The following is a 13,444-nucleotide window of genomic DNA, read 5'->3' on the forward strand; positions in this document are numbered from 1 at the left end:
TGTTTGAAGTGGGGGATTCCTACGAACACCAAGGTATCCCTCAGTTTTATGAGTAGGCAATCCCCGTAATCCCTACGGTTAGGAGCCTTATGGCCTCTTTTCTCAGATTTTCCGCTGCGTTCACATCTCTATCATGATACATACCACAAGAAGGACACTTCCATTCACGCAGGTTCAGGCTTTTCACATCTTTATTTTTGTAGTCGCAATGCGAACAAGTTTGGGAACTAGCGAATTTTTTCGACACCACAATCACTTGTTTCCCATACCAGCATGCCTTATACAACAACATCGCTTTGAATTGTGACCATGATACTTCTTGAATCGCTTTCGCTAGTTTGTGATTCTGTAACATATTCGATACTTGCAAATCTTCTATCCCAATCACATCGTGGTTTTTGATGATCCTTGTAGAGAGTTTTTGCAAGTAATCCGTTCTTGCATTTTTGATTCGTTCATGAATACGAGCGACTTTCATTCGCTGTTTATTCCAATTCGCTCCGCCTTTTGTACGTCTAGATAGAATACGCTGGGCATGAGCGAGTTTCTTTTCTAATACCCGAGACCATTTTGGATTACCGAATACCTCACCCGTTGAAAGAATAGCAAAGTTTTTCACACCAACATCTATACCAACAGCGGAATCGGTCTTCGGCAATTGTTGTACTTCTGCTTCAGCAAGAATCGAGACAAAATATTTTCCACTTGGATTCCTTCTGACAGTAGCACTCAAAATTCGTCCTTCTACCTCACGACTTTTGACAAATTTGACAAGACCAAGTTTCGGTAACTTCAATTTATTATCTATAATCGCAATGTTTCCATTTGTATGTTTCGTTGTATAGGATTGGATTTTATTGTTCTTCGATTTAAACCGGGGTGCTTTGTTTTGTTTTTTGAAGAATCTTGCATACGAGTCAGCAAGGTTGTGAAGAGAAGATTGAAGAGCGATACTGTCCACTTCTTTTAGCCATATAAATTCTTTTTTGAGAGTAGGTAATTGCGAAGAACAAGTGCCATAGGATAACCCTTTTCCTGTTTCTTTATATCTATCATTCCACTTTTCCAAAAAGTAGTTAAATACAAATCGTGAACAACCAATTGTTTTCGTAATAGCTATTTTTTGTTCTAAACTAGGATAGATCCGAAACTGATACGCTTTATGGATAAGCACCGCTTTTCACCTCACTTCCTTTTTTTATTTGTTTACAATATTTTTCATGATATGCATGGGAACGATATCATGATATAACCAAAAAATACTGATCACGTATCATTTCTTCTTTTTTGTCAAAAGTCCTCTGTCCCTTTCAAAAAAATACAAATGAAACAATTTCGTAGATGTAAAAATTCCTCTGAGCTATAACATTTTCTTTCTATAGGAACGGACTGATTACGATACCGGTACCTTATACTGATTCTTCACCAAGAAGAACCTTTAGGCTGTTGCCTAACCGTCATTCAGCTCCCACCTACTCATTGGAACATGTCCTACCCATTCCTTAAAGTGGGAGTTTTCTGTTGGGAAATGATAAAACGGGAGAGGATTTTCATTTGAGAATCCTCTCTTTTCTTATTGTATACTTAATGTAAATACTTTATTTAAGAAAGAGGGCATGATAAGTGGCAGCAAATCGAGAGCAATTAACTGAAGCACTAATTTCTATTCGTCGAAATTTGCATGAGCATCCAGAATTATCATACGAAGAATTTGAAACGACGAAAGCTATAAAGAATTGGTTAGAAGAGAAAAGCATTACGATTATTAATTCTAGTTTAGAAACAGGCGTTATTGCTGAAATTTCGGGGAATAATAGCGGACCGATTATAGCAATTCGTGCTGATATTGATGCCCTTCCTATTCAAGAAGAAACAAATTTGCCGTACGCTTCAAAAACTCACGGGAGGATGCATGCTTGTGGGCATGATTTTCATACAGCTGCTATTATAGGTGCCGCTTATTTATTAAAAGAAAAAGAATCTTCTCTTAGCGGAACTGTACGCTTTATATTCCAGCCAGCTGAAGAAAGTAGCAATGGTGCTTGCAAAGTAATTGAAGCCGGACATTTACATGGCGTTCAAGCTATTTTCGGTATGCATAATAAACCTGATTTACCAGTCGGTACAATCGGTATTAAAGATGGGCCACTCATGGCCGGGGTTGATCGATTTGAAATTGAAATTCACGGGGTTGGTACACATGCAGCTGTACCGGATGCTGGAGTAGACCCTATTGTCGCGTCTTCTCAAATTGTGATGGCACTACAAACAATTGTAAGCCGAAATATAAGTTCTTCACATAATGCCGTCGTCAGTGTCACAAACATCCATTCAGGAAATACGTGGAACGTTATTCCTGAAAAAGCAACGCTGGAAGGAACTGTACGTACATTCCAAACGGAAACACGCGAAAAGATTCCAGCACTAATGAAACGTATTATCCAAGGGGTTTCTGATGCATTAGGTGTAAAAACAGAATTTCGTTTTTATGCAGGTCCTCCTGCTGTTCATAACGATACATCTCTAACAAACTTATCGACTCAAGTTGCCGAAAATATGCATTTAAATATCATCTCTCCTACCCCGTCAATGGCCGGAGAAGATTTTTCTTTTTATCAACAAGAAATACCTGGTTCATTTGTCTTTATGGGAACGAGTGGTACACATGAATGGCATCATCCCGCTTTTACAGTAGACGAGCGAGCATTACCTATAAGTGCCGAATACTTCGCTTTGCTAGCTGAAAAAGCACTTAAACAATTCGCATAAAAAAGAGCCGTTAAGAAATACTTAACGGCTCTTTTTTATTAAGTTAAATCACGTTTTAAAAATACTGTATAGGAAATGCTTAAAAATACAAATAAATATAGTAATAACATACATGAAGCAAACGGGAAAGTTACTCCATCTATAAAACTGCCACTCTTGGAAATACCGTATAAATTTGTATTTGCTGGTAATAAATATTTCGCCCAATCATATCTAGATGCTGGTAATAACGCAATATTTCCTGATAAAGCAAGGAACAGCGAGATTCCAATCGCGCCTCCACTAGATCTTGTTAACACAGAAATCATAAATGCAAACGCTGCGTACACTATCGTCGGCAACCACGATAAAATATAATACTTACTAGCTTCTACAAAAATATTTTGTTTTATAATATTTCCATCTTGGAAAATAAACTCGCTCCATGCAGGCTGTTGGAATTTATAAATAACGAGTCCACATAAAGTGGAGAAAATCATATTAAATATAAACAATAACGCTGCAAATATCACGATTGCTAAAAATTTGGCTGTCAAAATTTTAAAGCGATTTGCTGGTCGTATCGTTAAAAATTTATATGTTCCCCAGCTATATTCATTCGCAAAAATTGTACTTGCATACACGAGGATAAACGGGAGCAATATTGGAAATACGATAAAACCTGTATCTCTCATGAAAGAAAGTGGAGAACTACTTGCCGGTGCTGTATCTGTATCTAAATGCTTCATCTTAAGCTGATATTCCTTTACAAGCTCGTCCCCAGATCGTTCTGCTAAAATAGCTTCTTTTTTTATGCCTAGCTTTTTCTCAATTTCTACAGTTCGTTCTGTATAATCAGCTTTCCATCCTTTTGTTTCCGGTTCCAAATACTTTACCGTAACCCATCCTAATCCGATTATTAATACTGCAATAACTGCAAATGGAATAATCGTTCGCTTTCGCTTAAATATTTTATACAGTTCGTTATACACTAAATTAAACAATATCTTTTCCCCCTGTTAATTCTAAAAATTGCTCTTCTAACGTTTTTCTTTCTTCATATACACGATACACTTGAATGTTTTTCTCAAGCAATGTACGAATAACATTTGGGATTTCTTCATCTTTTACAGTAATAAGTAGATCATTACCTTTTATTAAAACATCTTGTTCTAACATTTCTGCTGCTTTATTCGCATCATCTACACGTATACGGATTGTCTCCATCTCTTCACTTTGATTATGCTGAATATTTTGCGTCGCGACATATTCTCCGTGCTGAATAATGATAACTCTGTCACACATTAATTCAACTTCTGAAAGCAAGTGACTAGATACAAGTACCGCTTTTCCTTGTTCATGCGCAATTTTCTTTATGTACATTCTCATTTCATGTATTCCACTAGGGTCTAATCCATTCGTTGGTTCATCTAATATTAATACATCTGGATCATGTATAAGCGCTTGAGCTATACCTAAACGTTGTCTCATGCCGAGTGAATATGCTTTTACTTTGCGGTCAATTACTTGTCCCATTCCTAACAATTTCACTACTTCATCGATACGTTCTTCTGTCACGTTACCATTCATTCGTCCGAAATATGTTAAATTTTCATAGCCACTCAAGAAAGGATAAAATTCCGGCGTCTCAATTACTGCTCCAATTTTCGAAGCAGTACTTTCAAATTGCTGTTTTACAGATTGACCATCAATCCAAACTTCGCCCTCTGTCATACGAATCATGCCGACCATCATTCTCATTAAAGTCGTTTTTCCAGCACCATTTGGTCCAAGCAAACCAACTACTTCACCTTTTTTAACTTCGAAACTAATATTTTCTACAAGTGTCTTTGAACCGATTCGCTTCGTTAACCGCTCAACCTTTACAATTGATTTTTCATTTGTCATTCTATACAACCTTTCCTTCCCATTCTTTGTCAGGTCTTTACACTGTAACATGATTATTTTTCTGTGTAAAATAGAAAAAGGCATGATTTCTCATGCCTTTTCCTTGAAATGAAACGAATTTTTATCCTGTAAACTTTGAACAAATCGAAAACACTGCACCATCGATAATAGGACGATAACAACCATAATTATACTAACAACTACTATTGCATATATTGTAATTGGTGCACTATTTATTCCTTGTATTCCTACTATTTTCATAAAGATAATCGTAAATAATTTCAAAAATAACATCCCATTAACTAATCCAAAAACAAACGCTGTGCCATAAATGAATAATTGCTCCTGGCATAATACACATAGTACGTTCCTATTCTCTGCTACATAAGATTTAATTTCCTCTTTCCTCACTTGCAGAAGAGAAAACATTATTTTATATGTAGTAAAAATACATATAAAAATGAATATAAGAAACAGCGTGTAAAAACACATTTGAAATAAAAGTGTAGCCCCTAATTCCCCAATAGCCCCTTTATTAAATTGGAGCGATATCATAAAAAACAAAACCATAGTACTCATGGCAATCCACATAAATTGCTTCATCCTTTTGGCAGCAAATGTTCTTATATTTTTTCTCACTAACTGACATAAAGACATATGTTCTTCCCCTACCTTACTTCATAACAAACTCATTCTATACTACTAGTGTATAAAAATATGACATTTTAAACATCGCACTACAATCTGAATTGTTTCTAAGTCTTTAGTCCTAGAAAATAAAATGGTAAAAAAATCATATTTAGAATATAATTGTAAAAAAAGGGGGTATTACATGCGTATAAAATTACTAGCAATCTTGTTTTTATTATTTCTCACTAGTTGTAGCCCACTAAAAGATAAAGAAGTAGCCTCTGTTAAACCATATAAGTTAACAAAAGAACAATCTGATATTCTACAAATGACTCCTATAGGAGAAGGAAATAGAATGTTTTATAACGTTACACTAAAAAATGAAAAAGATGAAATACATGCTACGATTGATTATTATCAAAATGGAAAAAAAGTGAAAGAGATTGCCAACATAGCTTCCTCACATTTTCCAGAAAAGAAAATAAGACTTTCTTTCATAGCACCCTATTTCAATTTCGATAAAGATGTACAAGAAAAAGGTCAATGGTATATAAATATTGACGGTGGTTCAACACTTGTCCCTCAAGAGTCTCTCCTAGGCATAAATAGTTCTGCAACTATTACAATCCAATCTACTAAAAACTTAACATACAATCAAAAAACAATTTTAGCAGCGGTCATCCAAACAAATAAAGAAACTGTAAGCGTCCCTACAATTGATGAAGATTCAGGTATTGATATACTTTTGAAAGAAAACGAACATGTTTATCTCTTTAGTATAGAGCTAAAAAAAGAACAATAAAGCGGGAATGCAGTACTATTGCATTTCCGCTTTATTGTTTAATGAAGTGTACCTTTTAACAAATTAATTAATCTCATCCTCAACTTCGATTCTTTTCTTCTCTCTTGCAATTTTTAAAAACTCTAAAAGTTCTGGGTTAGTATTCATTTTTTTGTAAGCTACTGACATTTCTGCAACAAAATTCGAATCACATAACTCTTTATATACGACTTCTGTTTTATACAATTTATTTGCCGATACAGGTATTACCGTAATTCCAATCCCTGCCGCTACAAGTCCCATAACTGTTTGATATTCTGTTGCTTCTTGTACGATACGCGGACTAAACCCGACGTCGCGACAAAGTGATAAAATTGTATCATACAGCGCTGGCCATACTGGTCTCGTAATAAATACGAACGGTTCATCTCTTAAATCTTCAATATGTATTTCATCCTTTTCAGCAAGCGGATGCGCCTTTGGTAAGCATAACGTACAAGAAAGCTTTTGAATTGGTTCTAATTCTAGTAATTGCGTTGGAATTGGCGGACGTAAAAAACCAATATCAATACGGTTATCGTGAAGTGCATGTACTTGATCTGGTGTTGACAGTTCATGTAGTGCAACAGACACTCTCGGAAATTTCTTTCTATACTCCCTTACGATAGATGGTAAAATATCATATATCGCTGCACCTACAAAACCAATTGAAAGTGAGCCCACTTCTCCCCTTTGGGCACTTTGTGCAATCTCTACTGCTTTTTCAATTTGTTCGAACGCTTTTTTTACTTCTTTTAAAAACATTTCTCCAGCTTCTGTTAATTCAACCTTTCTCTTCGTTCTTGAAAATAACAAAACTCCCATTTCTTTTTCTAATTGCTGAATTTGTTGACTAAGCGGTGGTTGTGTCATTTGTAAACGAGCAGCGGCTCGTCCAAAGTGTAACTCCTCTGCCACTACAACAAAATATTGCAAATGCCGTAATTCCATTTTGGACACCCTTTTCACTTTCGATTAATATATCTAATATATTAATAACATATAATTTATATATTAGACAAACTTTTTGAATGAACGTATAGTAGAAATTGTTAATTCTTTTTTACAATTTTTATGTAAAAAAAGAAAGAGGTGGTTACTGTATGAAATGGTGTAAATTAAGCGGACAAATCTTATTATTATTTTGTTTCGCTTGGACAGGTGAATGGATTGCAAAACAGGCACACCTCCCAGTTCCAGGAAGTATAATCGGTATTTTTTTATTGTTAATTTCATTAAAATTTAACCTGGTGAAAAAAGAGTGGATACAGGACGGATCAGACTTTTTATTAAAAGAACTTATTTTATTTTTCATTCCTTCTGCAGTCGCTGTCATACGCTACAAAGATACACTATCACAATATGGAATCGATCTCATTTTAATTATTATGATTAGTACACTTTGTGTCACTCTCGTTACAGGACTCTTAACAGAATTGCTACTAAAGCGGAAAGGATCCGTGCAATGATCGGCTTTCTTTGTTTATTATTAACACTATTCACATATTGGATATCGAAGAAAATGTATCAACGCTGGAATTGGAGCTTACTTTCTCCTCTTCTCGTTTGCCCTATTATTTTAATTGCTTTATTACTCGGACTAGATACACCTTATGAAACATATGAAACAGGTGGTCAATGGTTAACAGAATTATTAAAACCTGCAACAGTTGCTTTTGCATGGCCAATCTATAAATACTTTGATTTACTTAAGAAACATGGAATAGCTATTTTACTTAATGTCATTGTCGGTTCATTTTTATCAGTTATTACTTCAGCACTACTAGCAAATTATTTTCAAATTGATTCATCGTTAGAACATAGTTTAGCACCTCATATTGTAACGACACCAATTGCAATGGCTATTTCAGAAATGATTGGTGGTATGTCACAATTAACAGCCGTATTTGTTGTTTTAACTGCGTTAACAGGAGCACTGCTCGGTCCTTCTCTCATTCGCATATGTCGTATTAAAACCGCACTCGCAAAAGGCATTATGTTAGGCACGAGCGCAAATGGAACCGGTACATCAAAAGCATTCGAAATCGGCCCTGTAGAAGGAACGATTGCAAGTTTATCTATGCTTTTAACAGCGGGAGCTAGTTTAGTTATCGTTCCGCTTTTCTTATCGTGGATACATTAAAAAAGCGAGTGCTTAAACACTCGCTTTTTTATGTATATATTTATTTAAAATTTCATAATCCTCCGGAAAAGATAGCGTTAATCCCTTCAATTCATCTATCTTTTTCCAAGCAATTTCATATATTAACTCATCAGGATCTTGGATTTTCATACTACCGCCTATTTTTTTAACGACATAATAATGAACATATACAGGAACCCCGTATGTAATACCTTCTTTTTCATATATTTTACTTACAACTTCCACATCGTAACCTGTTTCTTCCCAAACTTCTCGAATACAACATTCTTCTAGTGTTTCTCCCTTTTCAAGCCCTCCACTTGGAACAGACCACCTTTTTTCTTCACCCTTTTGTCCTTGTAACACCATTAGAACTTCATTTCCTTCGTTTACACATACTGCTGCACAACCTATCCATCTTTCCATATACATCCCTCCCCTACTACTATTCGTCTTCTTTTTTATTTTCCCCTTGAAAAAAAGAGGGAAATAGTAAAACAATGACGAAAGATTACATCAACTTCAAAGGCAATCCCTTCTTAGAAATGAAAAACGGAAGGATGAAAATATGATTTCTAAATATGTTGTGGAATGTGTCTTTTGTGAAGAAAATCGAAAACCTCGCCAAGCTATCGTAACAGTTCCCGCCACTACTCAGCTACTAGCCATTGAAAAAGTGCGTGCGGAATGTAAACGTCGTTTCGGAAAAGCTTTATTATTGCAAACAGAAATTAAAGAAGAAATAACTTTTGAACAAAAAGAAAGCCGACCATAAATTGGTCAGCTTTCTTATCCGATCATATTTTCACATGAAGATTAGGGGCATCCTCTTTAAGGATCGGGATTTCCCCATTATGTACGTTCCATAATGGTCATCGAACAATATATTTCTATGCAATTAATTATTGAATAGAATAGGGCAAAACTTGTTCGCATTTTTAGAAAAGGGATAGGGATATAATTCAAGTAGTACTTCGAATACTCGAACTTTACACTCATTATATTAAAGCAAATCCTTTTATATGGGAAATATGAATTACTTACATAATTCATTCGTAAAACATATTAGTTTGCTATATTATTTTTATTCCATCAATAGCATAGGTGTCATAATTGGTGAACACTTCAAAGCCATACAAATAAAAAGCACCCTGGACGGATGCTTTTCATACTTTTCTAAATTGATACTATGTACTTAGTCTTGATTAATCAAAATTATCGCAGGGCCAGCGACTACTACTCCAGCTACTTCTATCTTTTCAAATTCCTTTACTGTAATAGATATAACCCCTTCTCTTTCCATCAATTCTTTACTCAGGACTTCAGTCGGTATAGTTTTCACCGTCTTACCTCCTTTTCTTTTATACAATATGATACCGTGAAACTTTAATCAGTAGCGATTTGGTCCACTCCGCACTGATTATAAATGAGCTACCCGTTTATGCACGGTAAAAATCACCCAATGCATCTATATATATGCATCACCTCCGCTTTCATTCCTTATTCCCCCTAAAACTCGTCTCTCCCTTCCGTAACGTATTGAAAAATAAAAAAGCACTCGCAATCGCGAATGCTTTTTCATTATTTACTTTCTATTACTTTTAACATTCTATTAATAAATGCTGCCGATTCTCCACGCGTTGCAGAACCTTTCGGCATAAATTCATTATTTTCATTTCCTTTTACAATACCTAATCCATAAACACGTTGCACAGCTTGTTTATCATATGCTAAATCTTGATCCGAGAATGGTAACGTAACTAAGTTACCTTTAATTTTTTTATATTGCAGTGCACGGTCAATCATGATAACAGCTTCATCTCGTTTAATCGTATCATTTGGAGCAAATGTCCCATTTCCTCGACCACTTATTATCCCGGCACTTGCTGCACGATTAATACCGTCGATTAGCGATGGATGTGCTGTATTTAAATCAGTAAAATTCGATGATCCTTCAGATAACTGCAATGATCTTGAAATTAAATTCGCAAATTCGCCACGTGTTACAAGACGCTCTGGCCAATAAGAACCCTTCCCGTCTCCAACCATAATACCACGTTTATCTAATTCACGAATGTCTGCTTCGTACCAACCACCTGTTATATCATCCTTATGGTTCGCATCATAATAAGCTTTTGTTCCTTGTAAAAATGGTTCCCACGCATTGTTTTTAATCATAATAGCTGGGCAATTTTTACCACTCCAAAATTGATGCTTCTTCACATTTTGTATAGGAATATGTAATTCCCCCATTAAATAAGCTGCTAATTTGCGAGCATTTTCAACAGCTTTATTATAATCACCATCTTCGTTTACAGCAATTTCAATCGCAATGGATTCTCGATTTCCAGTTCCTTCTGCTCCATCTCCGGCATGCCAAGCATTTTCGTTTAATGGAAGGTGTTGATAAATCTCTTTATCGTCTACCGTAAAGTGCCAAGACGCTGAACGATCTTCCGTTCCCGTTGCTTGGTTATATAAATATAATGCATGATTTCTAGCATTTGCCCCAACACTGTAATTATCTGTCTCATGAATCGTAATATATTTTGGCTTCATCGCATAACCTGGACGAATATTTTCATTTCCTTTCGGCACAATCATTTCTTTTAAAGTTACACCATAAATATCCGTTGTTTTCTCTTCTATTGGTGCAGCATACATAACTGCTGCACGTTTTGTACGTGTTGGTGCCACCTCTTGAATAAGCGAAGCCTTTGTTCCTTCAAATTTTGCTGAAGGTGAATAAATCCATTTCATCTCATTATTTATTTTTACTTGGAACCATTCTCCAGCCTGTCCAATTACTTGGATAGTTTGCGGCTCCAATACATACCCTTCTTTGTATGAAGTAAATGGTTCAGAGTAAGTAGAGGTTTCTTCATTAATAATCAACTTTTCATTTGATAAAGGGTGAATTTCTTTAATTTCTACATTGCCCTCACTATTTTCTATCCACCCAGTTCCAGATGAAGTTCGAACATAGTAAGCGTTTCCTTTTCTCTTCTCAGCTTTTACAACTTGGTTCGAAATGTGAACCCCTGTCTCTTTTTGAAAATTACTAGAATCGTATAAAGGTACTTCTTTCACTATATGTACCAGAAACTCACCTTGTACTTCATTTATTACTCCCTTATCCTCTCCACGACCATCTTCATCCTTCATATGGTTTTCAATACTTTTTAAAGCTTGTTCATCAATTGAAACTGCTACTGTTTTTTCAAGCTCATTAGCATAGGAATAATTTGGAATCGTTACCGTACCAAATACAATCGATGCAGCTAAAACATTATAAAATCTTTTTTTCATCATAATACTTAACACGCCGTAATTAAATTCGTGTTAAATTCCCCCTCCTCAACCAAAATATAGGTTATCTAGTAAACTATTAAGTAACATAACCATTTACAATATAACAGACTCATCCCAATTCGTATAGATAGGAATCACTACTATTTGCCTACATTTACTATATTGGAATATAAAAAAGAAGCTATAATATATAGCTTCTCTACGGTTCTTTAATCTCTTTGCACCTTATATTCCATAACTTTACCATCTCTATCAAATTGTAAAACAAGATGTTCACTATCTATAGGAATAAAGCCACGTTCAGTTCCCAGATAGTACGAAGTGATAACCCCGTCTTCTCCATTTCTCATTTCAGTAGGCGTTCCTAATAATTTTGTAATTTCTTCATTTGATTTTCCTGTTAATTTATATTTTTGTATTAGATTATCTACCATATGTACCCGTTTCTCTTCGGCATGTAACCACCGATCTTGATTAAACTTTGAAGTGTATGTATTCATACTCAATTGTGCAGTACACACTATTAATGTCGGGAGTGCTACTATTACCATTCCCGACATTTGCTTCTTTTCTTCATTACGATTTTTAGAAATATATAAGATAGACTTTTGAATCATAACTAATAAAACAAATGGCATGACTACTACCAAAATGCTCGTGACACTTAATGACGTATGTACCATATCAATAATAAAAATAAACGCAATATACATTAGTACATACAAACAAAAGTAAACATACAAAATCCCCCTTAATATAGCACTCAGAAAGCCCACCTCTTTTTAATTCATTATATAATTCATTCGTTTAATGGTTTCTCGAAGTTTTTCTAACTCTTGCTCTGTATATATTACTTTCCCTGTTAAGATCTCATTTCTGAAGAACGTTACAATTTGCTCTCTATCTTTTAATCTCGGCGTTTTTTCTTCAGAAAGATCCAGCACTTCTTTCCCGCTCTCATTATAAAAATATACAATCGGTTTTACGTTTTCCTTTACAATATCAACTTGCACTTCTTTCAAACAATTGCATAGAATATGCGATAGTTTCTTCGCTCTATATACTGGATTCCCTTCATTTTTCACTTGTATCGTTAATGAATCTTCACCTGTAATGTATGCAAACGTCTCTTCTTTCTCCATCTCTTGTTGATACTTGCCAATTTCATCAATCATAAATGAATATATACTAGCATTTTCTTTCGTTAAGCCGTGAATTAATTTCCCTGTCCATTCTTTCGTCTCAAGTACATACATACCCGTTTTACTTAAGACGAGATGATGAATTCGAAGATCATTTCCTCCATGCTGATTTCTAATAAAAACATTCGGCATAATATGAAATTCATTATGTAGTATTATGCCTTGCTCTACGAAACCACGTTTCATATATTGTAATGTTTCGTGTGTACTCACTTCAGCTCCGTTTTTCGTATACTCTCGCAAATCTGCAATTAACTCTTGAAACATGTGTATTTCGTTACTATGTTTTTCTTGCATTTCACTGCGTTCTTTACTATGTTGCACAGCTAATTGATTTTTCATCATACGCATATTTTCAAGTTCTCTAGCTGCACTTATTTGTAAATCATTGTATTTCTTCTGTTCCATATTTTTCAATGTATTTTGTTGTTCTTTATGTTCTGTAACCGTAGCTGCAATTTCATTTTCGTACGTTTCAATTGCTTGTTTCTTTTCAAATTCTACTTGCTGACTCTCTGATTCTAGCTGTTTATTTTTATAAAACAGCACGAATACTGCAGCTAATAATAATAAAATTACACCTATTAGCACATAATCCATATTTTTTCTCCTTTATTTCATTCCCTACTATTTTCCATACACATTTCTACTACATTATACTATGTTATTCGTATATTTTTT

The 13,444-nt window shown here is 34.8% G+C and carries 15 protein-coding genes; 5 read left to right on the top strand and 10 right to left on the bottom strand.

Annotated features, from left to right (window positions below):
* Nucleotides 1-46: 46 nt before the first annotated feature.
* Nucleotides 47-1,174, bottom strand: a complete 1,128-nt coding sequence (tnpB, locus tag ACTFOB_RS10055) for an IS200/IS605 family element RNA-guided endonuclease TnpB (RefSeq protein ID WP_440025534.1) — start codon at nucleotides 1,172-1,174, stop codon at nucleotides 47-49.
* A gap of 449 nt (nucleotides 1,175-1,623) precedes the next feature.
* On the opposite strand from tnpB, the gene ACTFOB_RS10060 reads away from it, so the two are divergent.
* Entirely contained in the window at nucleotides 1,624-2,769 is a 1,146-nt protein-coding gene (locus ACTFOB_RS10060; RefSeq protein WP_440025531.1) for a M20 peptidase aminoacylase family protein, read from the top strand.
* 38 nt (nucleotides 2,770-2,807) lie between these two features.
* Here the strand turns inward: ACTFOB_RS10060 and ACTFOB_RS10065 are convergent, their stop codons facing one another.
* The 3 genes from ACTFOB_RS10065 to ACTFOB_RS10075 form a co-directional block, all read right to left on the bottom strand.
* Complete coding sequence (locus ACTFOB_RS10065) at nucleotides 2,808-3,752, bottom strand: ABC transporter permease (RefSeq protein ID WP_440025529.1); 945 nt, start codon at nucleotides 3,750-3,752, stop codon at nucleotides 2,808-2,810.
* Nucleotides 3,745-4,656 carry an ATP-binding cassette domain-containing protein gene (locus ACTFOB_RS10070; RefSeq protein WP_440025527.1) on the bottom strand — a complete coding sequence of 304 codons (912 nt, stop codon included), beginning with the start codon at nucleotides 4,654-4,656 and terminating at the stop codon, nucleotides 3,745-3,747. The genes ACTFOB_RS10065 and ACTFOB_RS10070 overlap by 8 nt, the downstream gene beginning before the upstream one ends.
* Nucleotides 4,657-4,746: 90 nt before the next feature.
* Nucleotides 4,747-5,313 (bottom strand): ABC transporter permease, encoded by a 567-nt coding sequence (locus ACTFOB_RS10075; protein ID WP_440025525.1) that lies wholly within the window; start codon nucleotides 5,311-5,313, stop codon nucleotides 4,747-4,749.
* Between the two features lie 175 nt (nucleotides 5,314-5,488).
* Here ACTFOB_RS10075 and ACTFOB_RS10080 point away from each other — a divergent pair, with 175 nt between their 5' ends.
* Nucleotides 5,489-6,088 carry a histidine kinase gene (locus tag ACTFOB_RS10080; protein ID WP_440025523.1) on the top strand — a complete coding sequence of 200 codons (600 nt, stop codon included), beginning with the start codon at nucleotides 5,489-5,491 and terminating at the stop codon, nucleotides 6,086-6,088.
* 63 nt (nucleotides 6,089-6,151) lie between these two features.
* On the opposite strand, the gene alsR is transcribed toward ACTFOB_RS10080, so the two are convergent.
* Complete coding sequence (gene alsR, locus ACTFOB_RS10085; RefSeq protein WP_440025520.1) at nucleotides 6,152-7,057, bottom strand: acetoin biosynthesis transcriptional regulator AlsR; 906 nt, start codon at nucleotides 7,055-7,057, stop codon at nucleotides 6,152-6,154.
* A 152-nt stretch (nucleotides 7,058-7,209) separates the two neighbouring features.
* Here alsR and ACTFOB_RS10090 point away from each other — a divergent pair, with 152 nt between their 5' ends.
* Both ACTFOB_RS10090 and ACTFOB_RS10095 read left to right on the top strand, forming a co-directional pair.
* Nucleotides 7,210-7,575: a CidA/LrgA family holin-like protein gene (locus tag ACTFOB_RS10090; protein WP_440025518.1), complete on the top strand. Its 366-nt coding sequence runs from the start codon at nucleotides 7,210-7,212 to the stop codon at nucleotides 7,573-7,575.
* Entirely contained in the window at nucleotides 7,572-8,249 is a 678-nt protein-coding gene (locus ACTFOB_RS10095) for an LrgB family protein (protein WP_000578956.1), read from the top strand. Before ACTFOB_RS10090 ends, ACTFOB_RS10095 begins: the two co-directional genes overlap by 4 nt.
* A gap of 12 nt (nucleotides 8,250-8,261) precedes the next feature.
* Here the strand turns inward: ACTFOB_RS10095 and ACTFOB_RS10100 are convergent, their stop codons facing one another.
* Complete coding sequence (locus tag ACTFOB_RS10100) at nucleotides 8,262-8,675, bottom strand: NUDIX hydrolase (protein ID WP_440025516.1); 414 nt, start codon at nucleotides 8,673-8,675, stop codon at nucleotides 8,262-8,264.
* A 142-nt stretch (nucleotides 8,676-8,817) separates the two neighbouring features.
* Between ACTFOB_RS10100 and ACTFOB_RS10105 the strand changes: the two genes are divergently transcribed.
* Nucleotides 8,818-9,024, top strand: coding sequence for a DUF3903 domain-containing protein (locus tag ACTFOB_RS10105; RefSeq protein ID WP_000624203.1), 207 nt, complete (start codon nucleotides 8,818-8,820; stop codon nucleotides 9,022-9,024).
* Between the two features lie 420 nt (nucleotides 9,025-9,444).
* Here the strand turns inward: ACTFOB_RS10105 and ACTFOB_RS10110 are convergent, their stop codons facing one another.
* The 4 genes from ACTFOB_RS10110 to ACTFOB_RS10125 form a co-directional block, all read right to left on the bottom strand.
* Entirely contained in the window at nucleotides 9,445-9,591 is a 147-nt protein-coding gene (locus ACTFOB_RS10110; RefSeq protein ID WP_440025513.1) for a BC1881 family protein, read from the bottom strand.
* Between the two features lie 239 nt (nucleotides 9,592-9,830).
* Nucleotides 9,831-11,558, bottom strand: a complete 1,728-nt coding sequence (locus tag ACTFOB_RS10115; protein ID WP_440025848.1) for an S-layer homology domain-containing protein — start codon at nucleotides 11,556-11,558, stop codon at nucleotides 9,831-9,833.
* Nucleotides 11,559-11,770: 212 nt separating this feature from the next.
* Nucleotides 11,771-12,337: a hypothetical protein gene (locus ACTFOB_RS10120; protein WP_440025511.1), complete on the bottom strand. Its 567-nt coding sequence runs from the start codon at nucleotides 12,335-12,337 to the stop codon at nucleotides 11,771-11,773.
* 6 nt (nucleotides 12,338-12,343) lie between these two features.
* On the bottom strand, nucleotides 12,344-13,363 hold the full coding sequence (locus tag ACTFOB_RS10125; RefSeq protein ID WP_440025509.1) for a nuclease-related domain-containing protein: 1,020 nt from the start codon (nucleotides 13,361-13,363) through the stop codon (nucleotides 12,344-12,346).
* Nucleotides 13,364-13,444 lie beyond the last annotated feature (81 nt).

The sequence above is a fragment of the Bacillus cereus group sp. MYBK79-1 genome (assembly GCF_051915365.1).
Taxonomy (GTDB): Bacteria; Bacillota; Bacilli; order Bacillales; family Bacillaceae_G; genus Bacillus_A.

Coding starts and splice junctions, on each gene's coding strand:
- ACTFOB_RS10070 (WP_440025527.1), bottom strand. CDS start 4,656: ATGACAAATGAAAAATCAATTGTAAAGGTTGAGCGGTTAACGAAGCGA.
- ACTFOB_RS10075 (WP_440025525.1), bottom strand. CDS start 5,313: ATGTCTTTATGTCAGTTAGTGAGAAAAAATATAAGAACATTTGCTGCC.
- ACTFOB_RS10080 (WP_440025523.1), top strand. CDS start 5,489: ATGCGTATAAAATTACTAGCAATCTTGTTTTTATTATTTCTCACTAGT.
- alsR (WP_440025520.1), bottom strand. CDS start 7,057: ATGGAATTACGGCATTTGCAATATTTTGTTGTAGTGGCAGAGGAGTTA.
- ACTFOB_RS10090 (WP_440025518.1), top strand. CDS start 7,210: ATGAAATGGTGTAAATTAAGCGGACAAATCTTATTATTATTTTGTTTC.
- ACTFOB_RS10095 (WP_000578956.1), top strand. CDS start 7,572: ATGATCGGCTTTCTTTGTTTATTATTAACACTATTCACATATTGGATA.
- ACTFOB_RS10100 (WP_440025516.1), bottom strand. CDS start 8,675: ATGGAAAGATGGATAGGTTGTGCAGCAGTATGTGTAAACGAAGGAAAT.
- ACTFOB_RS10105 (WP_000624203.1), top strand. CDS start 8,818: ATGATTTCTAAATATGTTGTGGAATGTGTCTTTTGTGAAGAAAATCGA.
- ACTFOB_RS10115 (WP_440025848.1), bottom strand. CDS start 11,558: ATGAAAAAAAGATTTTATAATGTTTTAGCTGCATCGATTGTATTTGGT.
- ACTFOB_RS10125 (WP_440025509.1), bottom strand. CDS start 13,363: ATGGATTATGTGCTAATAGGTGTAATTTTATTATTATTAGCTGCAGTA.